21 protein-coding genes are annotated in these 23,325 nt (G+C 64.2%); 6 read left to right on the top strand and 15 right to left on the bottom strand.

Features of this window, described 5'->3' with window-relative positions:
- Positions 1-26 precede the first annotated feature (26 nt).
- Complete coding sequence (locus tag V0R62_RS18560; protein ID WP_084941676.1) at positions 27-413, top strand: lysozyme inhibitor LprI family protein; 387 nt, start codon at positions 27-29, stop codon at positions 411-413.
- A gap of 247 nt (positions 414-660) precedes the next feature.
- On the opposite strand, the gene V0R62_RS18555 is transcribed toward V0R62_RS18560, so the two are convergent.
- The 13 genes from V0R62_RS18555 to V0R62_RS18495 form a co-directional block, all read right to left on the bottom strand.
- Positions 661-1,740, bottom strand: coding sequence for a polyamine ABC transporter substrate-binding protein (locus V0R62_RS18555; RefSeq protein ID WP_330104768.1), 1,080 nt, complete (start codon positions 1,738-1,740; stop codon positions 661-663).
- 52 nt (positions 1,741-1,792) lie between these two features.
- The gene (locus tag V0R62_RS18550) at positions 1,793-2,134 is read right to left on the bottom strand and encodes a cupin domain-containing protein (RefSeq protein WP_198743631.1); all 342 of its coding nucleotides are present in this window, start codon (positions 2,132-2,134) and stop codon (positions 1,793-1,795) included.
- 33 nt (positions 2,135-2,167) lie between these two features.
- Entirely contained in the window at positions 2,168-3,574 is a 1,407-nt protein-coding gene (locus tag V0R62_RS18545; RefSeq protein WP_330104767.1) for an NAD(P)/FAD-dependent oxidoreductase, read from the bottom strand.
- Positions 3,575-3,639: 65 nt separating this feature from the next.
- Entirely contained in the window at positions 3,640-4,449 is an 810-nt protein-coding gene (locus tag V0R62_RS18540) for an AraC family transcriptional regulator (protein WP_330104766.1), read from the bottom strand.
- Positions 4,450-4,822: 373 nt separating this feature from the next.
- A complete protein-coding gene (locus tag V0R62_RS18535) occupies positions 4,823-5,791 on the bottom strand; it encodes a peptide ABC transporter ATP-binding protein (protein ID WP_186733541.1) in 969 nt (322 codons plus the stop codon).
- A complete protein-coding gene (locus V0R62_RS18530; RefSeq protein ID WP_028689621.1) occupies positions 5,791-6,759 on the bottom strand; it encodes an ABC transporter ATP-binding protein in 969 nt (322 codons plus the stop codon). Before V0R62_RS18530 ends, V0R62_RS18535 begins: the two co-directional genes overlap by 1 nt.
- A gap of 10 nt (positions 6,760-6,769) precedes the next feature.
- Positions 6,770-7,696, bottom strand: a complete 927-nt coding sequence (locus V0R62_RS18525; RefSeq protein ID WP_186733542.1) for an ABC transporter permease subunit — start codon at positions 7,694-7,696, stop codon at positions 6,770-6,772.
- 10 nt (positions 7,697-7,706) lie between these two features.
- Entirely contained in the window at positions 7,707-8,717 is a 1,011-nt protein-coding gene (locus V0R62_RS18520) for an ABC transporter permease subunit (RefSeq protein ID WP_028689623.1), read from the bottom strand.
- 77 nt (positions 8,718-8,794) lie between these two features.
- Positions 8,795-10,390, bottom strand: a complete 1,596-nt coding sequence (locus tag V0R62_RS18515; RefSeq protein ID WP_186733543.1) for an ABC transporter substrate-binding protein — start codon at positions 10,388-10,390, stop codon at positions 8,795-8,797.
- Positions 10,391-10,462: 72 nt separating this feature from the next.
- A complete protein-coding gene (locus tag V0R62_RS18510) occupies positions 10,463-11,842 on the bottom strand; it encodes an OprD family porin (RefSeq protein ID WP_186733544.1) in 1,380 nt (459 codons plus the stop codon).
- A 157-nt stretch (positions 11,843-11,999) separates the two neighbouring features.
- On the bottom strand, positions 12,000-13,592 hold the full coding sequence (locus V0R62_RS18505; protein ID WP_330104765.1) for an ABC transporter substrate-binding protein: 1,593 nt from the start codon (positions 13,590-13,592) through the stop codon (positions 12,000-12,002).
- A 213-nt stretch (positions 13,593-13,805) separates the two neighbouring features.
- The gene (locus tag V0R62_RS18500) at positions 13,806-15,431 is read right to left on the bottom strand and encodes an ABC transporter substrate-binding protein (RefSeq protein WP_186712867.1); all 1,626 of its coding nucleotides are present in this window, start codon (positions 15,429-15,431) and stop codon (positions 13,806-13,808) included.
- Positions 15,432-15,742: 311 nt separating this feature from the next.
- Complete coding sequence (locus V0R62_RS18495; RefSeq protein ID WP_330104764.1) at positions 15,743-16,465, bottom strand: SIMPL domain-containing protein; 723 nt, start codon at positions 16,463-16,465, stop codon at positions 15,743-15,745.
- Between the two features lie 201 nt (positions 16,466-16,666).
- On the opposite strand from V0R62_RS18495, the gene V0R62_RS18490 reads away from it, so the two are divergent.
- Together V0R62_RS18490 and V0R62_RS18485 are read left to right on the top strand one after the other, a co-directional pair.
- Positions 16,667-17,923, top strand: a complete 1,257-nt coding sequence (locus V0R62_RS18490; protein WP_330104763.1) for an ATP-binding protein — start codon at positions 16,667-16,669, stop codon at positions 17,921-17,923.
- On the top strand, positions 17,923-18,483 hold the full coding sequence (locus V0R62_RS18485; RefSeq protein ID WP_028689629.1) for a response regulator transcription factor: 561 nt from the start codon (positions 17,923-17,925) through the stop codon (positions 18,481-18,483). Before V0R62_RS18490 ends, V0R62_RS18485 begins: the two co-directional genes overlap by 1 nt.
- Before the next feature lie 196 nt (positions 18,484-18,679).
- Here V0R62_RS18485 and V0R62_RS18480 read toward each other — a convergent pair whose 3' ends face one another.
- Both V0R62_RS18480 and V0R62_RS18475 read right to left on the bottom strand, forming a co-directional pair.
- On the bottom strand, positions 18,680-18,868 hold the full coding sequence (locus V0R62_RS18480; protein WP_232857791.1) for a hypothetical protein: 189 nt from the start codon (positions 18,866-18,868) through the stop codon (positions 18,680-18,682).
- Between the two features lie 14 nt (positions 18,869-18,882).
- Entirely contained in the window at positions 18,883-20,517 is a 1,635-nt protein-coding gene (locus tag V0R62_RS18475) for a phospholipase (RefSeq protein WP_330104762.1), read from the bottom strand.
- A 190-nt stretch (positions 20,518-20,707) separates the two neighbouring features.
- Between V0R62_RS18475 and V0R62_RS18470 the strand changes: the two genes are divergently transcribed.
- The 3 genes from V0R62_RS18470 to V0R62_RS18460 all read left to right on the top strand — a co-directional run.
- Complete coding sequence (locus tag V0R62_RS18470) at positions 20,708-21,649, top strand: AEC family transporter (RefSeq protein ID WP_186733550.1); 942 nt, start codon at positions 20,708-20,710, stop codon at positions 21,647-21,649.
- A 48-nt stretch (positions 21,650-21,697) separates the two neighbouring features.
- The gene (locus V0R62_RS18465) at positions 21,698-23,053 is read left to right on the top strand and encodes an amino acid permease (RefSeq protein ID WP_028689633.1); all 1,356 of its coding nucleotides are present in this window, start codon (positions 21,698-21,700) and stop codon (positions 23,051-23,053) included.
- Positions 23,054-23,105: 52 nt separating this feature from the next.
- On the top strand, positions 23,106-23,325 hold a 220-nt coding region (locus tag V0R62_RS18460), incomplete at its 3' end, for a hypothetical protein (protein WP_330104761.1).

Below are 23,325 nucleotides of genomic sequence, written 5' to 3'. Positions count from 1 at the left end.
GCATCCATTTGCGAAAAGGAAAGCCCATGTTCAAGCATTGCCTGGTCGGCGCCGCCGCCCTGCTGATCGCCGCCGGCGCCCAGGCCGAGGACTATTCGCCCACCTACACCCAGTGCATGGACAAGGCCTCCAGCACCCTGGCCATGGGTGCCTGCATCCAGGCCGAGACCCAGTTGCAGGATGATCGGTTGAACCGGGTCTACAAGCAGTTGATGGCCAAGCTCGACAGCCAGCAGCAGAAGGACCTGCGCGAAGTCCAGCGCACCTGGATGAAATACCGCGACGGCAACTGCGCCTTCCACGGCAAGTTGAGCAACGGCAGCATCTACCGCATCGAAGGCGCGATGTGTGAGATGGACATGAGCAAGGACAGGGCGGCGGAGTTGGAGCGGGTGCTCAGCCCGGGGCAGTAGCGCAGCATCAGCTTACAGATCGGTGGGTGATCTGGTTGCCTGGAGGGTATCGCATCAGTTCAGGGCACGTCATATGGCAGGCGAGGCTGACGATTCGGACCTGCGTCCTCCGGTATTCTCACTGGAGTTCCTGCAATCAGGTTGCTGCATTCAGATGCGAAGTACAGTGATCTTTTTGGTCGGCGAGGCTGGGTATGACACCGGCTTTGCCGGAGTTCGCGGGGCAAGCCCGCTCCCCCGAATACTTCTAGTTCCCCGCTTTTATGCTGGTCCAGATCCGCGTCCTGACCCGGTCGATCTTCGCCGGCATCGCCTCCAGGGCATACAGCTTGCTCATCACATCCGCGCTCGGGTAGATCATCGTGTTGCCCTTCATCGCCGGGTCCACCAGCGCGTCGGCCTGCTGGTTGCCATTGGCGTACTGCACGAAGTTGCTGATGTTCGCCATCACCTGCGGCTGCAACAGATAGTTCATGTACGCGTACCCGGCCTTCTCGCTGGGCGCATCGGCCGGCATGGCGACCATGTCGAACCACATCGGCGCGCCTTCCTTCGGAATCGAGTAGCCCACCTTCACCCCGTTCTTCGCCTCCTCGGCGCGGTTCATTGCCTGCAGCACGTCACCCGAGAAGCCCACCACCAGGCACACGTCACCATTGGCCAGGTCGCCGGTGTACTTCGAGGAGTGGAAGTAGCTGATGTACGGTCGCACCTTCATCAGCAACGCCTTGGCCTTGTCGTAGTCCGCCGGGTTCTGGCTGTGGTGCGGCAGGCCCAGGTAGTGCAGGGCTATCGGTAGCAGCTCGGGGCCGTTGTCCAGCACCGCCACGCCGCAGCTCTTGAGCTTGGAGAGGTATTCGGGCTTGAAGAACAGGTCCCACGAGTCGATGGGCGCGTTGTCGCCGAGCACCGCCTTGACCTTGTCGATGTTGTAGCCGATGCCGGTGCTGCCCCACAGGTATGGGAAGCCGTACTGGTTGCCCGGGTCGTTCACCTCCAGGGCCTTGAGCAGCACCGGGTTGAGGTTCTTCCAGTTCGGCAGCTGCGCCTTGTCCAATTTTTTCAGGGCCTTGCCCTGGATCTGCCGAGCCATGAAGTGGTTGGAGGGGAATACCACGTCGTATCCGGAGTTGCCGGTCATCAGCTTGCCGTCGAGGGTCTCGTTGCTGTCGAACACATCGTAGGTGGGCACGATGCCGGTGGCTTGCTGGAAGCTCTTCAGGGTGTCCGGGGCGATGTAGCTCGACCAGTTGTAGATCTTCACCGAGTCGGCGGCGCCGGCGACGCTTGCGGCCAGCATCAGGGGGGCGAGAAGGAGTGTGCGCATGTCGGGGTTACCTTGCTTTGTCTGTTGTTATCGAAGGCAGGCGATCAGCGGATCAGAAAATCAGGACGTAGGTCTTGCGCACGGTCTCCTGGATATCCCAGGTACCGAGGCTGTTGGCCGGTAGCATCAGGGCGTCTCCGGCTTCTATGAGTAGCGGCTCGCCACCGTCTGGGGTGAAGGTGCAGCGGCCCTTGATGAAGTGGCAGAACTCCTGCTGCACGATCTGCCGGCGCCAGCGCCCCGGGGTGCACTCCCAGATTCCGGTCTCGACGCCGTCGCTGCGTTCGACGCAGGTGACTGAGGTGACCGCGACCGGCTCGCCGAGGGGCACGGCGACCGGGGTGGAGCTGTCCAGGATAACGCTGTCGGTGTGCTTGAACTGGGTGATGCTCATGACCGGTGGATCCTGTGTGGTGATGAAGGGAAGTCAGTGCATGAAGCCTTCCATGAAGTCGGCCAACCCGCTGGCCAGGCGCCGCCGCCAGGGGGCGCTGGCTGGGTTGGCGAGGGTCCGGTCCTCGTGGACGAAACTCTGGATGATCGCGTTGTAGCCCAGCCAGCGGCAGGGCTCCGGTGGCCAGCTGGCCAGGCTCGACAGTGGGCGGTTGTCATGTACCCAGGGCTGGGCGGTGAGCGCGTTGTGCTGGCCAAGGATCAGTGCCGCCAGGGTGCGCCCGCCCAAGTTGGTGGCGCCGACGCCTTCGCCGCCGTAGCCCCCGGACAGGGCGATGCCGCGCTGGCGATCGCACAGCATGTGCGGGCGGAAGCGCCGGGCCATGCCCAGGTTGCCGCCCCAGGAGTGGGTGATGCGTACATGCTTGAGCTGCGGGAACAGTTCGCCGAACAGGTAGCGGCGTAGCTCGATCTCGTTGTCGGTGAGGGTGAAGTCCTCGCGCAGGCGACCGCCGAAGCGGTAGCCGCCACGGGCACCGAACACCAGGCGGTTGTCGGCGCTGCGCTGGCCATACGTAACCTGGCGGCTGTTCTCGCTGAAGGCCTGGCCCTGGCTCAGGCCGATCTGTTCCCAGGTCGACTCGGGCAGTGGCTCGGTGGCCACCAGCAGGCTCTGCACCGGCAACTGGTGACGCCCAAGCGGTGGCAGGCTGGCGGCGTAGCCTTCGACGGCGGGCACCACCCAGTGGCTGCGGATGCGTGCCAGCGGAGTGCGCACTTCGCCGGTCTGCCAGTCGATGGCCGGGGTGTTCTCGTAGATCGGCACGCCCATGGCCTCGACCGTCCGCGCCAGGCCGCGCACCAATCTGGCCGGTTGGATCGTGGCCACATGCGGGCTGTAGAGGGCGCCGTAGGGGTTGCTCACCTTCAACTGGGCATCCAGCTGTTCGGGGCGCAGCCAGCGGTAGTCGTCCTCGTTCATGCCCTGGCGATAGAGGTCATCGAGCCAGGCGCGCAGGCTGCGCTCCTGTTCCGGGTAGCGGGCGGCGCAGTACAGCACCCCGCCCTTGCGGTAGTCGCAGGCGATGCCTTCGCGCAGCAGCACGTCGTGGACTTCGTCGGGGATGCCGTGCAGCAGGTCGATGCTTTCACGCCGCTGCTGCGGCGAGAGCGTGGCGAGCAGGCGATCCTCGCCCAGCAGGTTGCCCATCAGCCAGCCGCCGTTGCGCCCGGAGGCGCCGAAGCCGGCGATGTTGGCCTCGATCACGGCGATGTTCAGCTGCGGTGCCTGGCGCTTGAGGTAGTAGGCGGTCCACAGGCCGGTGTAGCCGGCACCAATGATGCACACATCGAGGTCCAGGTCCTGGCGCAGGGCCGAGCGTGCGCATAGCGGCTCGTCGAGCTGGTCCATCCACAGGCTGATCGTGCGCAGGGGTTGCATCGGGTCGGGCTCCACATCCGGTCAAGGTCTGTGGACGATCCTAGTGAAGCACCGGCGGGGCTGTCTTACGTGCGTGCACGCAGGGAAATTTGCTTGAGGTAGGCCTTGGGCGACAGGCCGGTGTGTTCGCGGAAGCACTTGTAGAAGGCCGACAGCGAGTTGAAACCGGCGTTGAACGCCAGTTCGTCGATGGGCGTGCGCGCACTGTCGGCGCCGAGGCTGGCCATCAGGTGTTGCAGGCGCGCCTGGTTGACGTAGCGGTAGAAGCTCTGGCCGAGCACCTGGTTGAGCAGGTAGGAAATCTGGTTGCGGCTGTAGCCGCTTTCGTCGGCGACCTGCTGCAGGTCGAGTTCCGGGTCGAGATAGGGGCGTTGGGCCTGGAAGTAATGCTCCAGGTCCTGGGCCATGGTCGACAGCTGGCGCGGTGACAGGCCCAGGCGGCTGGTCGCCGGACGCGGGCCACCCGGCAGGCTGGCGTTGCCGCCCTGGCGCACCAGGGTGGCGTATTCGTTGACCCGCCAGATCAGCCCGTCCCTGACCGTGATCGCCTCGCTGGACTGGAACGCCACCAACCCCTCGCCCCCCTGGACCGTGACCTGGTACTGGATGAACGCGGTGCAACCGTCGACGCGGATGCGGTCGCTGTGGACGATATCCTCGCCGGCTTCATGGGGCAGGCAGGCGCGCACGTAGTCGCGCAGCTCGTCGAAGCCGAGCACGCGGTTCTGGAAGAAATCGTGGTACTGGATGTCCGGGTGGTAGAGCGCCATCACCCCGTCCAGGTCGCGATGCTTCCAGCACAGGTGGTAACGCATGACGGTGTCGGCGGTGAGCGGGGTCTGCCCGGGGCCGTCGGGAAGGGGAGTGCTGATCATGGGCCCGATAGTGCATTGCAGAAAACCCAGGCGCAAGGACGTGGACCCGGCATTTTGCACGGTTTTCCTGAGCGGTTACCGGCTAAGGGCTTGATTCGTATGTATGTAATTTTTTGATACAGCTGGCATGGGGGCTGCACCTCTTTTGTTCAACACCGAACGAGGAGAACGGCCATGCGCTCGATACTGCTGTGGATGATTGGGGTGCCGATTCCGGTGATCATCCTGATCTGGTTCTTTATGCATTGAGATCACTGGGGCCGCCCTGCGGCCCTTTCGCGGCACAAGGCCGCTCCTACAGGGTTACGCGATCCCCTGTAGGAGCGGCCTTGTGTCGCGAGAGGGCCGCAAGGCGGCCCCTGCTTTCTAAAGGCTAAAGAAATTGCTCGGCATAGTGACACGCCACCTGCCGCGTACTCACCTGCCGCAACGCCGGCACTTCCTTGGCGCAACGCTCGGTGGCATGCGGGCAGCGCTTGTGGAACGCGCAGCCATCCGGCGGATTCAACGGGTTGGGCAGCTCACCGGCAATACGGATCTTCGGCTTCAGCGGATCCGGATGGATCGCCGGAGTCGCCGACAAAAGCGCCTGGGTGTACGGGTGCAGCGGCTTCTCGTAGATGTCCTCCTTCGGTCCCATCTCCGCTGGCCGCCCGAGGTACATCACCAGCACCTGGTCGGCCACATGGCGTACCACCGCCAGGTTGTGGGAGATGAACACGTAGGCGGTGTTGAACTCCTTCTGCAGGTCCATGAACAGGTTCAGCACCTGGGCCTGGATGGACACGTCGAGGGCGGAGGTGGGTTCGTCCGCCACCAGCACCTTGGGTTGCAGCATCATCGCCCGAGCCAGGGCGATACGCTGGCGCTGGCCGCCGGAGAACATGTGCGGATAACGCTGGTAGTGCTCGGGGCGCAGGCCCACCTGCTCCATCATCTTCTGCACTTTCTCGCGACGCTCGGTCTTGCTCAGCGAGGTGTTGATCAGCAGCGGCTCGGCGAGCTGGTCGCCGATCTTCTGCCGTGGGTTGAGCGAGGCGTAGGGGCTCTGGAACACCATCTGCACGTCGCGGCGCAGTTGCTTGCGCTGGTCCTTGCTGGCGCCCTTGACCTCGTGGCCGGCGATTTGCAGCGAGCCGGAGGAGGGTTCCTCGATCAGGGTCAGGGCCCGGGCCAGGGTGGACTTGCCGCAACCGGACTCACCGACCACGGCCAGGGTCTTGCCGGCCTCCAGTTCGAACGACACGCCGTTGAGCGCGCGGACCAGCGCATGGCCCTTGAACATGCCGCGAGAGACTTCGTAGTGGCGGGTCAGCTCACGAGCGGAAAGAACGACGGCCATCACGCCACCTCCTGGTTCAGCGGATAGAAGCAACGCACCAGGCTGTGGGCCTGGGGATCGAGGGCCGGGCGCTGCCGGCGGCAGTTTTCCTGCACATAGGGGCAGCGCGGCGACAGCAGGCAGCCCTGCGGGCGGTCATAGCGGCCGGGGACGATGCCGGGCAGGGTGGCCAGGCGCTCGGCACCGATGCTGTGCTCGGGGATGGCCGCCAGCAGCGCTTCGCTGTACGGGTGGGCGGGGATGTCGAACAGTTCCGGCACCTGGCCGACCTCGACGGCCTGGCCCGCGTACATCACGCATACGCGCTTGGCGGTCTCGGCGACTACCGCCAGGTCGTGGGTGATGAGAATGAGCGCCATGTTGCGCTCTTTCTGCAGGTTGACCAGCAGCTCCATGATCTGCGCCTGGATGGTCACGTCCAGGGCTGTGGTCGGTTCGTCGGCGATCAGCAGCTTCGGTTCGCCGGCGATGGCCATGGCGATTGCCACGCGCTGGCTCATGCCGCCGGACAGCTGGTGCGGGTAGGCGTCCAGGCGGCTTTCGGCGGCTGGGATCTCGACCTTCTTAAGCAGTTCCAGGGCACGCTGGCGCGCGGCCTTGCCTTTCAGGCCAAGGTGCTGGCGCAGCACTTCCTCGATCTGGTAACCCACGGTGTAGCTGGGGTTGAGCGCGGTCATCGGGTCCTGGAAGACCATGGCGATGTCCTTGCCCACCACTTTGCGGCGCTGGCGGCCGCTGAGCTTGAGCATGTCGATGCCGTCGAAGTTGAGCACGTCGGCGGTGATGCGCCCGGGGGCGTCGATCAGACCCATCAGGGCCATCATGGTGACGGACTTGCCGGAGCCGGACTCGCCGACGATGGCGAGGATCTCGCCGGCGTCCACGCTCAGCTCGAGGCCGTCCACCACGGGTACGGCATTGGCGTCGCCGAAGCGCACGTTCAGGTTGTTGATCTGCAACAGTGACATGGCGGTCTCCTCAGGCGGCGTTCTTGAGTTTCGGGTCCAGCGCGTCGCGCAGGCCGTCGCCCATCAGGTTGATTGCCAGCACACTGAGCAGGATGGTCAGGCCAGGCAGGCTCACCACCCACCAGGCGCGCTCGATGTAGTCGCGGGCCGAGGCCAGCATGGTGCCCCACTCGGGGGTCGGTGGCTGGACGCCGAGGCCGAGGAAGCCCAGGGCGGCGGCGTCGAGGATCGCCGAGGAGAAGCTCAGGGTGGCCTGGACGATCAGCGGCGCCATGCAGTTGGGCAGCACGGTGACGAACATCAGGCGTGGCAGGCCGGCGCCGGCCAGGCGCGCGGCGGTGACGTAGTCGCGGTTCAGCTCGCCCATCACCGCGGCGCGGGTCAGGCGCACGTAGGAGGGCAGCGAGACGATGGCGATCGCGATCACCGTGTTGATCAGGCCAGGGCCGAGGATGGCGACGATGGCCACGGCCAGCAGCAGCGACGGCAGGGCCAGCATCACGTCCATCAGGCGCATGATCGAGGGGCCGAGGATCTGTGGGAAGAAGCCGGCCAGCAGGCCCAGCAGGATGCCCGGGATCAGCGACATCACCACCGACGACAGGCCGATCAGCAGCGACAGACGGGCGCCCTGGATCAGGCGCGAGAGCAGGTCGCGGCCCAGTTCGTCGGTGCCGAGGATGAACTGCCAGGTGCCTCCTTCGAGCCACACCGGCGGGGTGAGCAGAAATTCGCGGTACTGCTCGCTGGGGTTGTGCGGTGCGACCCAGGGGGCGAACAGGGCGCAGAACACCACCAGGGTCATGAAGGCCAGGCCGGCCACCGCGCCCTTGTTGCGCGAGAAGGCCTGCCAGAACTCTTTGTACGGCGAGGGGTAGAGCAAGCTTTGGTCAACCACGCTGGGCGGGGTGACGGATTTCGGAATTGGGCTGGTCATGGCGGAGTCCTCAGCGCTGATGACGGATGCGTGGGTTGGCCAGGCCGTAGAGGATGTCCACGACGAAGTTGACCAGGATCACCAGGCAGGCGATCAACAGGATGCCGTTCTGGACCACGGGGTAGTCACGGGCACCGATGGCCTCGATCAGCCATTTGCCGATGCCCGGCCAGGAGAAGATGGTTTCGGTGAGCACGGCGCCGGCCAGCAGCGTGCCGACCTGCAGGCCGAACACGGTCAGCACCGGGATCAGTGCGTTGCGCAGGCCGTGGATGAACACCACGCGGGACGGCGACAGGCCCTTGGCGCGGGCGGTACGAATGTAGTCCTCGCGCAGCACTTCGAGCATCGACGAACGGGTCATGCGGGCGATCACCGCCAGCGGGATGGTACCCAGCACGATGGCCGGCAGGATCAGGTGCATCACCGCGTCCTTGAACGCGCCTTCCTCGTCGCTGAGCAGGGTGTCGATGAGCATGAAGCCGGTTTTCGGCTCGATGTCGTAGAGCAGGTCGATGCGCCCGGAGACCGGCGTCCAGCCCAGGCTTACCGAGAAGAACATGATCAGGATCAGGCCCCACCAGAAGATCGGCATCGAGTAGCCGGCCAGCGAGATGCCCATCACCCCGTGGTCGAACAGGGAGCCGCGCTTGAGCGCGGCGATCACCCCGGCCAGCAGGCCGATGACCCCGGCGAACAGCAGGGCGGCCATGGCCAGCTCCAGCGTTGCCGGGAACAGGGTGAGGAATTCGTTCCATACGCTCTCACGGGTGCGCAGGGATTCGCCGAGGTCGCCCTGGGCGAGCTTGCCGACATAGTCCAGGTACTGGGCCGGCAGCGGTTTGTTCAGGCCCAGGCGCTCCATGGCCTGGGCGTGCATTTCTGGGTCGACACGGCGTTCGCCCATCATCACTTCGACCGGGTCGCCGGGAATCAGGCGTATGAGCGCGAAGGTCAGCAGGGTGATACCGAAGAACGTCGGGATCAGCAGACCCAGGCGTCGGGCAATAAAACTCAACATTGTCAGGGGTACCTCATCAGCCGGTAACGGCAGTGCCGCCGGGGCCTCTTGCACAAGGTCCGGCGGCTGTTGTTGTTCTACTTCACCTTGGTGGTGGCGAAGTTGTTGTTGGTCAGTGGGTTGATCACATAGCCTTCGACGTTCTCGCGCATGGCGGTGAACATTTTCGGGTGGGCCATGCTGATCCACGGCTGGTCTTCATCGTACACCGCCAAAGCCTCGTTATAGAGCCTGGCGCGCTCGTCGTTGTCGATCACTTCGCGGGCGCGGGTGATCAGGTCCTGGAATTTCTGGTTGCACCAGCGCGCATAGTTCTCGCCGCTCTTGACCGCATCGCAGCTGAGCATCGGCGTGAGGAAGTTGTCCGGGTCGCCGTTGTCGCCGGCCCAGCCCGCCGACACCAGGTCGGCCTCGCCCTTCTTGGCGCGACGCAGCATCTCGGCCCATTCCATCACGCGGATGTCGAGCTTGATGCCAATCTTGGCCAGGTCGGACTGGAGCATTTCGGCCGAGAGACGCGGGTTGGGGTTGGTCGGGCCGCCACCGTTGCGGGTGAACAGGGTGATCACCGTGCCTTCCGGCACACCGGCTTCCTTGAGCAGGGCGCGGGCCTTGTCGAGGTCGTGGGGCGGGTTCTTGTTGTCGGTGTTGTAGCCGATCATGGTCGGCGGGTACGGGTTGACGCCCGGCAGCGCGTTGCCCTTGCCGAACAGCTGGTCGACGTGGGTCTGGCGGTCGAAGGCCATGTTGATCGCCTTGCGCACGCGCACGTCGCTCAGGTACTTGTGCTGGGTGTTCATCGAGATGTAGCCGGTGACCAGCGCCTCGATCTCGGCGACCTTGAGTTTCGGATCGGTCTTGATGCCCGGCACGTCGTCAGGCTTGGGATACAGGGCGATCTGGCACTCGTTGGCGCGCAGTTTCTGCAGGCGCACGTTGCTGTCGGTGGCGATGGCGAAGATCAGCCCGTCGGCTGGCGGCTTGCCGCGGAAGTAGTCCGGGTTGGCCTTGTAGCGAACCTGGGCATCCTTGCTGTAGCGCTGGAACACGAACGGGCCGGTGCCGACCGGCTTGCTGTTGAGGTCGGAGGTCTTGCCGGCCTTGAGCAGCTGGTCGCCGTACTCGGCGGAGTAGATCGAGGTGAAGGCCATGGCCAGGTCGCGCAGGAAGGGCGCTTCCGGGCGAGTCAGGGTGATCACCACGGTGTGGTCGTCGGTCTTCTCGACCGACTTGAGCAGGTCCTTGAAGGCCATGCTCTCGAAATAGGGGTAGCCGACGCTGGTCTTGTCGTGCCACGGGTGGTCTTTCTTCAGTTGGCGGTTCAGGCTCCACAGCACGTCATCGGCATTGAAGTCGCGGGTGGGGGTGAAGTAGTCGGTGGTGTGGAACTTGACGCCTTCGCGCAGATGGAAGGTATACACCAGCCCGTCGGGGCTGACCTCCCAGCTCGTGGCCAGGGCCGGCTGGATCTCGGTGGTGCCGGGCTTGAAGTCGACCAGGCGGTTGAAGATGGCCTCGGCCGTGGCGTCGGCGGTGACGGCGGTGGTGTACTGGACAATGTCGAAGCCTTCCGGGCTGGCTTCGGTGCACACCACCAGCGGCTTGGCCGCCAGATTCGATGCGGCGCCCAGGATGACGGCTGCCAAGGCAGCACGTAGCGGTAGCATTTTCATGGAACCTCCCTGCAGTGCTAGTTCCAGCGTAGCCGCCACGGCCCGTGGGGAGTCGGGCCGTGGCGCCAACGGTCAGAGGATGTTGAACGGAATGGTGGTGACGACGCGGAACTCGTCGAGGCTGCCGTCGCTCTGCGCCTTGCTCGCACGGTGGGCGGTATAGGTGGCGCGGATGGTGGTGTCCTTCAGCATGCCGCTCTGTACCGCGTAGCTGGTGCCGATGCCCCACTCGTAGTGGTTCTCGCCGTCCTGGCCACGGACGTCATAGGCGGTGCCCTTGTAGTGGGTACCGTCGATGTCCCAGCCGCGGGCGTTGTAGACGTTGAACTTCAGGCCCGGCACGCCATACGGCGCCATGTTCAGCACATAGCTGATCTGCAGGGATTTTTCGTTCGGGCCGTTGAAGTCCGACAGCAGGGAGTTGGCCAGGTAGATGCCGTTGGTTTCGTGCAGGTAGTCGAAGTACTCGTTGCCGTTGACCTGCTGCCAGGAGGCGGTGAGGGTGTGGGCCTGGTGGGTCAGGCCGAACGACAGGCTGTAGGTGTCGTTGTCGATCTCGCCCATCTTCTTGCTGCCTTCGTCCACGGTCTTGTAGTAGTTCAGACCGGTGGTCAGGCTCAGCACCGCGCTGTCACCCAGCACGTGGTTGGCGCCGAAGTAGTACTGGTTCCAGAAGTCCTCGACCTTGGTGGCGTAGAGGCTGGTGGTCAGGCTCTTGAGCGGCTGGTAGTTGATGCCGACGGTGCTGGCGCGGTCGGTTTCCACACCGTTGCCGTATTCGCTGCGGAACTTGCTCAGGCTCTGCTCGGTACGCGGCGAGACGCGGTCGAAGGTACCCACGTCGAACGACAGGTTCTCGAACTCGGCGCTGTGCAGGAACGCGCCCTGGAAGCTCGAAGGCAGCGCACGGTTGCCGATATAGGCGATCATCGGCGTGTCCACCGACTGGCGGCCCACGGTCAGCGTGGTGTTGGAGATGCGCGCCTTGACGTTGCCCAGGCCCATCTTGCTCCACTGGCCGATCGGATCGCCGTCGCTGTGGGTCAGCGTACGGTTGTTCGGGCCGGCCACGGCGGCGCGGCCCTGCTCGAGGGCGATGGCGTTGTAGGCCGCGGCCTCGACGGCGAAGCCCACGGTGCCTTCGGTGAAGCCCGAGCTGTAGTTGAGGATGGTGCCCTGGACCCAGTTGTCACGGCTGTGGGTGTCGTGGCGGGTGCCGTCGCTCTTGTAGTACTTCCACAGCGGCGCGCGGGTGGCGCGTTCGCGGGCGTACCAGTTGCGGGTGCTGCCGGACAGGCTCTGGCCATCGATGAAGCCCTTGGCCTCGGCCTGCTCACTGCTGGACTTGAGCGCGATCGGCACGAAGTCCTGGCTCATCGGTTCGGCCTGGGCGAGGGCGCAGAAGGCGCCCACGGACAAGGCCAGTGCGGTGGTGGTGGTACGAATCAACATGAAAGCTCCCTGATATTTTTTTAGTTATCACCCGACCTCGTGGGCCGGGCTTGTCACGGTGACGCGGTACTGCAGTGTCTGCCTTGGGGTTGCCAGGCAAATCCGGGCTGCACGCGGGCGCGGGAGTGGGTCGCACTCCCGGCCGGGCGATGCAGGGTCAATCGATGCTGACGCCGGAGAAAACGTTGCGTCCGAAGGGGCTGACCTTGAAGTCTTTCACGCTGATGCTCAGCGGCTGGTTGACCGTGGAGTGCGCGACCGGGGTGATCGGCACCTGTTGCTTGAGGCGTTGCTGGGCTTGTTCGTAGAGGCTGGTGCGCTGGTCGCGGTCGGTGACCTGCTTGGCTTTCTTGACCAGGGCGTCGTACTGCGTGTCGCACCACAGCGAGTAGTTGTTGCTGCCGATGGCGTCGCAACTGAACAGCGTGCCCAGCCAGTTGTCCGGGTCGCCGTTGTCGCCGGTCCAGCCGATCAGGGCGATATCGTGCTCGCCGTTCTTCATGCGCTTGAGGTATTCACCCCACTCGTAGCTGACGATGCGCACCTTGAAGCCGAGCTTGCTCCAGTCGGACTGGAGCATTTCGGCCATCAGCTTGGCATTGGGGTTGTAGGGGCGCTGCACCGGCATGGCCCACAGGGTGATCTCGGTGCCTTCCTTGACCCCGGCCTGTTTGAGCAGTTGCTTGGCTTTTTCCGGATCGAAGGGCGCGTCCTTGATCGACTTGTCGTAGGACCACTGGGTCGGCGGCATGGCGTTCGACGCGGCCTGGCCGGCGTCCTGGTAGACCGCCTCGATGATCGCTTTCTTGTTCACCGCCATGTCCATGGCCTGACGCACTTCCAGGCGGTCGAACGGCGGGTGTTGGGTGTTGTAGGCGATGTAGCCGAGGTTGAAGCCGGGCTGGGTCATCACCTGCAGCTTGCCGTCCTGCTTGAGCGCCGGCAGGTCGGCCGGACGTGGGTGCAGGGTGATCTGGCACTCGTTGCGGCGCAGCTTCTGGATACGCACCGACGGGTCGACGTTGATCGAGAACACCAGGTTGTCGATCTTCACCCGGTCCGGCGCCCAGTAGTCCTTGTTGCCCTTGAAGCGGATCTGCGAATCCTTCTGGTAGCGCTGGAACACGAACGGGCCGGTACCGATCGGCTTCTGGTTGATGTCGCTGGCCTTGCCGCCGGCCAGCAGGTGCTCGGCGTACTCGGCGGAGAGGATCGAGGCGAAGGCCATGGCGATGTTCTGAAGGAATGCGGCGTCGACCTTGTTGAGGGTGAAGACCACGGTCAGCGGGTCAGTCTTCTCGACGCTGGCGATGTTCTTGTCCAGGCCCATGCTGATGAAGTACGGGAACTCGGTGGGGTAGGCCTGGCGGAAGGGGTGGTTCTTGTCGAGCATGCGGTTGAAGGTGAACAGCACGTCGTCGGCGTTGAAGTCGCGGGTGGGCTTGAAGTCCTTGTTGGCGTGGAACTTCACCCCGGGGCGCAGGTGGAAGGTGTATTTCAGGCCGTCCTCGGACACCTGCCAGTCGGTGGCCAGGCCCGGCTGCACGGCGGTACCGCCACGCTCGAACTCGACCAGGCGGTTGTAGATCGGCTCGGCGGCGTCGTTGTCGGTGGCCGCGGTGTACTGGGCGGTGTCGAACCCCGCCGGGCTGCCCTCGGAGCAGAACACCAGGTTATTGGCGAGGCTCGCCGGGGCCTGGCTCAGCAGGCCGAGGGCAAGCAGGGTGGAACACAGTGGGGTCAGGCGCATGGCAGATCCTTTGTCCGTCTTTTTTCGGGCCGCGACAGGCAAAACGCGGCTGCAACATCCCGGTCCTGACGATAGGTGCGCCAGAATGTGGGAGCCAGGGTTCGCTACTGATTTAGGTGCGGGAGCGTTCCGGCGAGCGTGAGGGAATTGCCCTACGTATCGCCCGGTCGTGTCATCGTCCCGCCGGCAAGCCCGGCGGGACGATCACGGCCGTTACTTGCTCACGCTGACCCCGTAGAAGGAGTTCAGGCCGAAGGGGCTGATCTTGAAGTCCTTCACGGACGTGCTCATTGGCTGATACACGGTGGAGTGGGCGATCGGGGTGATCGGCACCTGCTCCTTGAGGATGTGCTGCGCCTGCTGGTACAGCTCGGTGCGCTTGGCCTGGTCGGGGGTGGCCTTGGCCTGCTTGATCAGGTCGTCGTAGGGCTTGAAGCACCACTTGGAGAAGTTGTTGCCGCTCATGGCGTCGCAGCTGTACAGGGTGCCGAGCCAGTTGTCCGGGTCACCGTTGTCGCCGCTCCAGCCGATCAGCATGGCGCCTTGCTCGCCGCCCTTGGAACGCTTGATGTACTCGCCCCATTCGTAGCTGACGATCTTGGCCTTGATGCCGACCTTGGCCCAGTCGGACTGGAGCATTTCGGCCATCAGCTTGGCGTTGGGGTTGTACGGGCGCTGCACCGGCATGGCCCACAGGGTTATCTCGGTGCCTTCCTTGACGCCGGCTTCCTTGAGCAGCTGCTTGGCTTTCTCAGGATCGTATTTTGCGTCCTTGATGGTGGTGTCATAGGACCATTGGGTCGGCGGCATGGCGTTGACCGCCAGCTGGCCGGCGCCCTGGTACACCGACTCGATGATCTGCTGCTTGTTGACGGCCATGTCCAGCGCTTCGCGCACCTTGAGTTGCGACAGCGGGTTGGCGTCGTTGCTGCCCTTGACCTTGTCCATCACGTTGTAGGCGATGTAGCCGAGGTTGAAGCCGGCCTGTTCAGGCATCTGCAGCTTCTTGTCTTCCTGCAGCGGCTTGATGTCGGCCGGACGCGGGAACAGGGTGACCTGGCATTCGTTCTTCTTGAGCTTCTGCATGCGCACCGAGGCGTCGGTGCTGATGGCGAAGATCAGGTTGTCGATCTTGACGTCTTCGGGCTTCCAGTAGTCCTTGTTGCCCTTGTAGCGGATCTGCGCGTCCTTCTGGTACTTGCTGAACACGAACGGGCCGGTGCCGATCGGCTTCTGGTTGATATCGGCGGCCTTGCCCTGCTTGAGCAACTGGTCGGCGTATTCGGCGGACTGGATCGAGGCGAAGCTCATGGCCAGGTTCTGGATGAACGCGGCGTCGACGTCGTTGAGGGTGAACTTCACGGTGTGCTCGTCGACCTTCTCGAGCTTGGCGATGTTCTTGTCCATGCCCATGTCGGTGAAGTACGGGAACTCGGTGGGGTAGGCCTTGCGGAAGGGGTGGTCCTTGTCGAGCATGCGGTTGAAGGTGAACAGCACGTCGTCGGCGTTGAACGCACGGGTTGGCTTGAAGTACTCGGTGGTATGGAACTTCACGCCTTCGCGCAGGTGGAAGGTGTAGGTCTTGCCGTCATCGGAAACCTCCCACTGGGTGGCCAGGCCCGGAATAACCTTGGTACCGCCGCGCTCGAACTGGGTCAGGCGGTTGAACATGGTTTCGGCGGAGGCGTCAAAGTCGGTCCCGGTGGTGTACTGACCAGGGTCGAAACCGGCTGGGCTGCCTTCGGAGCAGAACACCAGATTGGTCGCGGCGTGGGCGAACGGTGCGCCGGCTAGCAAGCCTGCGCCAACCAGGAACGGAATGACTGCGTGTTTGAGCATGGTGGCCTCATTGTTGTCATTTTTCGAATTGAGGCGGCCTCGTGAGCCGACCTGCGGATACTTATGCAGGGGGTGTTCCCAATGCAACACTCAGCGGGATGGTTGGCGCCAAAATAGTGGTACGGACGTACATGGATGTCGCATCCATATAACTTTGGCGAATGTTGATCGTTTGCGCGGGAGAAAAGGGCGAAAATTACAAGATATTTCGCACTTTATGTGACAAGCAGATGCACCCGTTTGGTGCGTAGGAAAGGTCTGAAACTGCTGTCCGAGACGCTTTACGCGACTCGGACATCCAGTTGGAGGGGTCAGGGGACCTGGACTTCGATCAGGCCATCGGCACTCATGCTGACTTCGCTGGTGCCTGCCTCGATATCCGGTGCCGGCGCGGCCTCGTCGGCGGCGCCCTTGGCCATCATCGCCATCGGTGCGCTGCGCAGGTACGGACGTGGGTAGCCGCTGCTGTTGAGGTTCAGGCTGACCACCTTGTAGCCTTTGCCGCCGAGGGCCTCGGTGGCCAGCTGGGCGCGGGCCTTGAAGGCGGCGACGGCGTCCTTGAGCAGCTCGTCCTCGTTGGACTTGCGCGTGGCCGGAGCGATGGAGAAGTCCATACCGCCCATTTTCAGGTCCTGCAGCAGTTCGCCGGTGAGCTTGGACAGGGCCGGGAAATCGGCGCCTTCCAGGCGCAGCTCGGCGCGCTCGCGCCAGCCGGTGATCTTCTGGCCCTTGGTGTCGTAGATCGGGTAGCTGTTGCGGCTGCCCTGGCTGATCTTCACGTCCTTGACCTGGCGGGCCTGTTGCACGGCCTTGTTCATGGTCTCGGTGATCTCCTTGGCGAGCTTGCCCGGGTCGCTGTTCTGGGCTTCGCTGTACAGCGTCACGACCATCAGGTCGCGCGCCACTTCCTTGCTGACTTCGGCGCGCAGCGACACCTGGTTGTAGCGAGGCTCATCGGCCGCCAGGGTCGGCAGGCTGGCGAGCATGCCGCAGGACAGGGCAACGGCGGCGGCGCCGCGACGGGAAATGTGCATGTGGAGCTCCTTGGCAAGGTAAGGCGTGGATGAGGACATCCGTTCCACGCATGGCCGATCAGACCGGCAACAGTGTAGTGGGTTCAAAAATGCCATCATGAGTCTGTGACAAAGTGTGGCGCTTTGCCGCATCGCTGCAGCGAGGCGCCCGGCTTCGGTATACTCCAGCCGATTTTCCTGGAGCACTCATTGGGAGAGCTCATGCTCGCCGTCGCACAACCGTTGTCCGCTACACGTCAGAACCTCTGGCGCCTGACCTTCATCCGCATTCTCGTGCTGGCGGCCCAGGCCGGCTCCGTGGGCGTGGCCTACTGGACCGAGCTGCTGCCGTTGCCGTGGTTCTCACTGGCGGTGACGCTGGCGCTGTCGTCGCTGCTGTGCGCGTTCACCGCCCTGCGCCTGCGCCTGTCGCTGCCGGTCACCGAGCTCGAATACGCCCTGCAACTGGCCTGCGATCTGCTGATCCACAGCGCCCTGCTTTATTACTCGGGCGGCTCGACCAACCCCTTCGTCTCTTATTACCTGGTGCCGCTGGCGATCGCCGCAGTCACGCTGCCATGGATCTACTCGCTGGTGCTCTCGGGCATTGCCCTGGTGGCCTACAGCTTGCTGCTGGTGCAGTACTACCCGTTGGAAACGCTGCCGCTGGCCCGCGACACCATGCAGGTCTACGGCATGTGGCTGAGCATCGCCCTGGCCGCGGGGGTGATCACCTTCTTCGCCGCGCGCATGGCCGAGGAGCTGCGTCGGCAGGAGAACCTGCGCGCTGAACGCCGTGAAGAAAGCCTGCGCGACGAGCAACTGCTGGCCGTGGCCACCCAGGCCGCTGGCGCCGCCCATGAGCTGGGCACGCCGCTGGCGACCATGAGCGTGCTGCTCAACGAGATGCGCCAGGATCATGCCGACCCCCTGTTGCAGGAGGACCTGCAGATCCTCCAGGACCAGGTCAAACTGTGCAAGGAAACCTTGCAGCAACTGGTGCGCGCCGCCGAGGCCAACCGGCGCCTGGCGATCGTCGAGCAGGATGTCACCGCCTGGCTGGACGAGGCGCTCAACCGCTGGCACCTGATGCGCCCGGAGGCCAGCTATCGCTTCCAGCGCCTGCGCGATGGCGTGGTGCCGCGGCTGACACCGCCGCCGGACCTGACCCAGGCGCTGCTGAACCTGTTGAACAACGCCGCCGATGCCTGCCCGGACGACCTGGAGGTGCGCCTGGACTGGGACGCCCAGGACATCGTCATCAGCATCCGCGACCATGGCCCCGGCGTGCCGCCGGCCATCGCCGAGGCGATCGGCAAACCCTTCATTACCACCAAGGGCAAAGGCTTCGGCCTGGGCCTGTTCTTGAGCAAGGCCAGCGTGACGCGTGCGGGCGGTTCGGTGAAACTCTATAGTCATGAGCAGGGTGGCACCCTGACCGAATTGCGCCTGCCCCATGGCAAGCGAGGAGATGCATGATGAGCGAAGAAAACCAGGTCGAAGGCGAAGAACTGCCGCACCTGCTGCTGGTGGATGACGACGCCACCTTTACCCGGGTGATGGCCCGCGCCATGGCCCGTCGCGGGTTCCGCGTGAGCACTGCGGGTTCCGCCGAGGAAGGCCTCAAGCTGGCTGAGCAGGACCTGCCGGACTACGCCACTCTGGACCTGAAGATGGAAGGCGACTCTGGCCTGGTGCTGCTGCCCAAGCTGCTGGAGCTGGACCCGGAGATGCGCGTGGTGATCCTGACCGGCTACTCGAGCATCGCCACGGCGGTCGAGGCGGTCAAGCGCGGGGCCTGCAATTACCTGTGCAAGCCGGCGGACGCCGACGATGTGCTGGCGGCGCTGCTCTCGGAGCACACCGACCTGGACACCCTGGTGCCGGAAAACCCGATGTCGGTGGATCGCCTGCAGTGGGAGCATATCCAGCGAGTGCTGAGCGAGCATGAAGGCAACATCTCCGCCACGGCGCGGGCGCTGGGCATGCACCGGCGCACGCTGCAGCGCAAGTTGCAGAAGCGCCCGGTGCGGCGCTGACGCACATTCCTGCAGGAGCGGCCTTGTGCCGCGAAAGGGCTGCATAGCAGCCCCTATCTCGATGGAACGCTGAAACCGCCGGGGCCGCCTTGCGGCCCTTTCGCGGCACAAGGCCGCTCCTACAGGGGGGGCGCATGGCCTGATGAGAGGCATGGCATGTGCTGCAAAAGGGCCGCGAAGCGGCCCTTGTCTTCTATCAGGCTTTCACCCCCGAGCGGTCAACCCGCACCGCCAGCTGCCCAGCCCCCGATGGCGCCTCGAACGCCACCTGTCCCCCTGCCGGCACTTTCGCCCGGCCAATCACCTTGCCGGCACGCAGCAACTCCAGCGGCATGCCTTCCATCGACTGGCCCGAAGCCAGTTCCAGTTTGACCTTGATATTCATCGGTGACCTCCTTGTCACGCGTTGCGATCGATATAGAGCGTGGTCTTGCCGTCCAGGCTGGCGATCAGTTCCGGTGAACCGCCGCGGAACTGGCGGAACAGGTTGCGCCCGCGTTGCTTGCCGTCCGCTGGCACCTGCACGCTCGGGTGGAACTGGTCGGTCAACTCGACATAGGCGCTCCATGGGCCGATGTACGACTCGTTGAGCTGGTCGGTGACGCTGAAGGCGTAGCGCACCGCGTTGCCCCGCTGCCAGTTCAGGCCATCGGGCTCGCGGCGCTCCCAGCCGCTGATCGCCGGCGAGGCGGCCGGGGCATCGATGAAACCGGTGGGCTTGTTCGGCTTGTAGTCCTTGAGCAGCAGGTAGGTGCTCCAGCCCCACCAGTCGCCGATGCGGTTGCGGTCGTTGAGGTCGTTGACGTCCTTGCGCCGCAGCACGGTCTTGCCGTCCTGGAAGTACAGCGGGGCGAAGTTGCCGGGCACCAGATCCTGCTCGGCGGCCCGCAGGTCGGGCGCCAGGCGCAGCGCCGCGAAGTCCTTCGCCGCCGGCGCGCGGCCTTCGGCGAAGGCCTGGAACACCTCGTCGGCCGACCGTTGCACGGCGCGGCCCACCTGGCGACGGTTGGCCACATCGACGCTGTCGAAGTAGCGCTTGTCGCCGTAGGCGCGCCATTGCTCGCCTTCGGCATTGCGCACGGCCAGGCCGTACTTGCTGTCCTCGTCGTGCATGAAGCGCGAGATCAGCGAGCCGACGTCACTCGGTGTGACGGTATCGGCCAGGGCCTTGCGCGGCACCCGCAGGTGGCCGGCGGAGAACAGGTCGGTGAGGAAGTGGTCGGCGAAGGCGTTCATCGCGTAGGCCAGTTGCAGGTCGCGCTCCTCGCCGCTGGCGCGGGCTTTCAGCGCCTGCTGCAGGGCGGCGGCGTGGCCGGCCTGGTAGGCCGCCAGCGCCCAGGGTCCGAAGTGGTCCCAGTTGCTGGCGGCCAGTTTCAGGTAGCGGCCCAGGGGGAACAGGTCGGAGGCGAAGCTGCCGCCCCCGGTGATGCGGTTCCAGCGCGCCGACAGGCTGTCACCCAGCGCGTCATAGGCCTCGTGGGGCTGACGGCCGTCCTTGATGGCCTGGTTGGCGGCGCCGATTTCTTCCTGCATGACCGCAAGGATCTGTTCGGCTTCCGCCTTGGCCGCTGGCAGGCGCGCCAGGGAATCGAAGGCCTGGGTGAAGCGCTCGACCCGTTCGGCGTCGTTGGCGCCATCGGCGATCGGGCGCTCGGGCAAACCGTAGAAGTCGCCACCCAGGGCGATCACCTGGCCATAGGTCAGGCTCAGGCCGTTGGGCAACGGCAGCGGCGACTGGTGGGCGGGGATACCCGGTTGACCTGCTTCAAAGCGCAGCAGGGTGTTGTCGCCGATGGCAGTGTGTTCGCCGCCTTCGAAGAACAGCTCCGGCCCGCGCCGTGCGGATGGGCCGCGAGCCGGTGGCGGCGCAAGGCGGTGGTACTTGACGGTGTGGTGGCCATGCATGACCAGCATCAGATGGCTGTCGGTGCCTGGCAGGGCGACGCCCTGTTCCTCGAACAGTTGCTCGAGGTCGGCGACCACCAGCGTTGCCTGGGCCTTCGCGGCCACAGGCGTTGTGTGCATTCCTGACATGATTTGCTCCTTGCAATGTCTGGATCGTCCATTTTTATACTGTATGTATATACAGTAATTCTTACTATATTCAGGAAAACTCCTACGTCAAGGCTTCTTTGCACGAGTATCTGGCTGCTGTGGCGGGCGCAACTCCCCCGGCACTCACGTATGATTGCGCCCCTGACGGTATTTCCCGGGAACACGTTGCATGCTTGCCCTTCTCATCCAGACACTGAACATCACGGCCCCTGTGTTCGCCATGCTGTTCATGGGCGTGCTGCTCAAGCGCATCCGCTTGATCGACGACAACTTCAACCGGGTCGCCTCGAAGCTGGTGTTCAACGTGTGCATGCCGGCGCTGCTGTTCCTCGGCATCTACCATGCCGACCTGGCATCCGCGGTGAAGCCCGGGGTGATCCTCTACTTCGTGGTCGCGACGCTGGCGTGTTTCGGCCTGGCGTGGGGCCTGGCGATATGGCGCTGTCCGCGGGCGGACCGGGGCGTCTACACGCAGGGCGCGTTTCGCGGCAACAACGGCGTGATCGGCCTGGCACTGGCGGCCAGCCTGTATGGCGACTACGGTATATCCCTCGGCGCGGTGCTGGCCGGGCTGGTGATCCTCCTGTACAACTCGCTGTCGGCGGTGGTCCTGGCGGTGTACAGCCCGGACCTGAAGTCCGACCCGTGGAGCATCTGCAAGAGCATCCTCAGCAACCCGTTGATCATCAGCGTGCTGCTGGCCACGCCCATGGCCTATGGCCAGGTGCCGCTGCCCAACTGGCTGCTGACCTCGGGGGACTACCTGGCGCAGATGACCTTGCCGCTGGCGCTGATCTGCATCGGCGGCACCCTGTCACTGGCGGCGCTGCGCGACAGTGGCCGGTTGGCCATCGACGTCAGCCTGGTGAAGATGGTCTGGCTGCCTGTGCTGGGAACGCTTGGCGCCTGGTTGTGCGGTTTTCGCGGTGCGGAGCTTGGCATCCTGTTCCTCTACATCGGCAGTCCCACTGCGGCGGCCAGTTATGTGATGGCGCGGGAGGCCAACGGCAACCATGAGCTGGCGGCGTCGATCATCGTGATCACCACGCTGATGGCCGCCGTCACCACGAACATCGGGATTTTCTTCTTGCAATGGGGTGGATGGATCTAGTCCATTGCAAGCAAAACCAATAACACTGCCTCACCTAAAGGACACTTCATGCAAGACCAGAGCACGCCCGAGCGCTTGCAGCGCGGGCTGAAGAATCGCCATATCCAGCTGATCGCGCTGGGCGGGGCCATCGGCACCGGGCTGTTCCTGGGCATCGCCCAGACCATCCAGCTGGCCGGCCCGTCGGTGTTGCTGGGCTACGCCATCGCTGGCCTGATGGCCTTCCTGATCATGCGCCAGCTGGGCGAGATGGTGGTCGAGGAGCCGGTCGCCGGCAGCTTCAGTCACTTCGCGCACCAGTACTGGAGCGAGTTCGCCGGTTTCGTTTCGGGCTGGAACTACTGGGTGGTCTACGTGCTGGTCGGCATGGCCGAGCTCACCGCGGTGGGCATCTACGTGCAGTACTGGTGGCCGGATTTCCCCACCTGGGCCACGGCGGCGATCTTCTTCGTGGTGATCAACGCCATCAACCTGACCCAGGTGAAGGTATATGGCGAAATGGAGTTCTGGTTCGCCCTGGTCAAGGTGGTGGCGATCGTCAGCATGATCGGTTTCGGCGCCTGGCTGTTGACCAGTGGCCACGGCGGACCGGATGCCAGCGTCGCCAACCTGTGGCAGTACGGTGGCTTCTTCCCCAATGGCGTCACCGGGCTGATCATGGCCCTGGCAGTGATCATGTTCTCCTTTGGTGGCCTGGAGCTGGTGGGCATCACCGCCGCCGAGGCGGCCAACCCGCGTGAGAGCATTCCAAAGGCTACCAACCAGGTGGTCTATCGCATCCTGATCTTCTACATCGGCGCGCTGGCCGTGCTGCTGTCGCTGTATCCATGGCAGAAGGTGGTGCAGGGCGGCAGCCCGTTCGTGATGATCTTCCACGAGCTGGACAGCGACCTGGTTGCGACGATCCTCAATGTTGTGGTGCTGACCGCCGCGCTGTCGGTCTACAACAGCTGTGTGTACGCCAACAGTCGCATGTTGTTCGGCCTGGCCACGCAGGGTGACGCGCCGCGCCAGCTGCTCAAGGTCAGCCGTCGTGGCGTGCCGCTCACCGCGCTGGGCGTGTCGGCCTTCGCCACCGGCCTGTGCGTGGTGATCAACTACCTGATGCCGGGCGAGGCCTTCGGTCTGCTCATGGCCCTGGCGGTGTCGGCGCTGGTGATCAACTGGGCGAGCATCAGCATTACCCACCTGAAGTTCCGCAAGGCCAAGCTGGCGGCCGGGATTCAGCCGTTCTACCGGAGCCTGGGGCATCCGCTGACCAACTACCTGTGCCTGGCGTTCATCGTGCTGATCCTAGTGGTGATGTACCTGACGCCGCCGATTCGTATTTCGGTGATGTTGATTCCGGCGTGGATTGCTGTGTTGTGGGTGGCGTTCCGGATCAAGAAGGCGCGGCAGGCCTGATTGTATCTAGTTCGGTTTCGGGATGTTCATGGCGTCCTGAAACCGAGCAGGCTTGGATGGCGTATTATGGTCATTCAAGTTTGTTTTCAATCTCTCGGTTGCCATCGCAGGCAGTCAACACATTGCCAGTTTTCTAACCTCCAACTTCGCATCTCTTGATCTTGATCTTGATCTTGATCTTGATCTTGCTGTTGCTTCTAAGTGCGCGATAGTCCAGGCGCCGCCAATTGCGACTTCAGGAGGCCGAGCGGAGTTCTTGCGAAGGGAGGTGA

It is taken from the genome of Pseudomonas carassii (assembly GCF_036324045.1).
Classification (GTDB): Bacteria; Pseudomonadota; Gammaproteobacteria; order Pseudomonadales; family Pseudomonadaceae; genus Aquipseudomonas; species Aquipseudomonas peradeniyensis.
Note: the sequence above shows the minus strand (reverse complement) of the source record. Positions and strands in the feature narration are given on the sequence as shown.

Coding starts and splice junctions, on each gene's coding strand:
- V0R62_RS18465 (WP_028689633.1), top strand. CDS start 21,698: ATGCAAGACCAGAGCACGCCCGAGCGCTTGCAGCGCGGGCTGAAGAAT.
- V0R62_RS18530 (WP_028689621.1), bottom strand. CDS start 6,759: ATGTCACTGTTGCAGATCAACAACCTGAACGTGCGCTTCGGCGACGCC.
- V0R62_RS18470 (WP_186733550.1), top strand. CDS start 20,708: ATGCTTGCCCTTCTCATCCAGACACTGAACATCACGGCCCCTGTGTTC.
- V0R62_RS18560 (WP_084941676.1), top strand. CDS start 27: ATGTTCAAGCATTGCCTGGTCGGCGCCGCCGCCCTGCTGATCGCCGCC.
- V0R62_RS18485 (WP_028689629.1), top strand. CDS start 17,923: ATGAGCGAAGAAAACCAGGTCGAAGGCGAAGAACTGCCGCACCTGCTG.
- V0R62_RS18525 (WP_186733542.1), bottom strand. CDS start 7,696: ATGACCAGCCCAATTCCGAAATCCGTCACCCCGCCCAGCGTGGTTGAC.
- V0R62_RS18555 (WP_330104768.1), bottom strand. CDS start 1,740: ATGCGCACACTCCTTCTCGCCCCCCTGATGCTGGCCGCAAGCGTCGCC.
- V0R62_RS18490 (WP_330104763.1), top strand. CDS start 16,667: ATGCTCGCCGTCGCACAACCGTTGTCCGCTACACGTCAGAACCTCTGG.
- V0R62_RS18540 (WP_330104766.1), bottom strand. CDS start 4,449: ATGATCAGCACTCCCCTTCCCGACGGCCCCGGGCAGACCCCGCTCACC.
- V0R62_RS18520 (WP_028689623.1), bottom strand. CDS start 8,717: ATGTTGAGTTTTATTGCCCGACGCCTGGGTCTGCTGATCCCGACGTTC.
- V0R62_RS18545 (WP_330104767.1), bottom strand. CDS start 3,574: ATGCAACCCCTGCGCACGATCAGCCTGTGGATGGACCAGCTCGACGAG.
- V0R62_RS18500 (WP_186712867.1), bottom strand. CDS start 15,431: ATGCTCAAACACGCAGTCATTCCGTTCCTGGTTGGCGCAGGCTTGCTA.
- V0R62_RS18535 (WP_186733541.1), bottom strand. CDS start 5,791: ATGGCCGTCGTTCTTTCCGCTCGTGAGCTGACCCGCCACTACGAAGTC.
- V0R62_RS18475 (WP_330104762.1), bottom strand. CDS start 20,517: ATGTCAGGAATGCACACAACGCCTGTGGCCGCGAAGGCCCAGGCAACG.
- V0R62_RS18550 (WP_198743631.1), bottom strand. CDS start 2,134: ATGAGCATCACCCAGTTCAAGCACACCGACAGCGTTATCCTGGACAGC.
- V0R62_RS18505 (WP_330104765.1), bottom strand. CDS start 13,592: ATGCGCCTGACCCCACTGTGTTCCACCCTGCTTGCCCTCGGCCTGCTG.
- V0R62_RS18515 (WP_186733543.1), bottom strand. CDS start 10,390: ATGAAAATGCTACCGCTACGTGCTGCCTTGGCAGCCGTCATCCTGGGC.
- V0R62_RS18510 (WP_186733544.1), bottom strand. CDS start 11,842: ATGTTGATTCGTACCACCACCACCGCACTGGCCTTGTCCGTGGGCGCC.
- V0R62_RS18495 (WP_330104764.1), bottom strand. CDS start 16,465: ATGCACATTTCCCGTCGCGGCGCCGCCGCCGTTGCCCTGTCCTGCGGC.
- V0R62_RS18480 (WP_232857791.1), bottom strand. CDS start 18,868: ATGAATATCAAGGTCAAACTGGAACTGGCTTCGGGCCAGTCGATGGAA.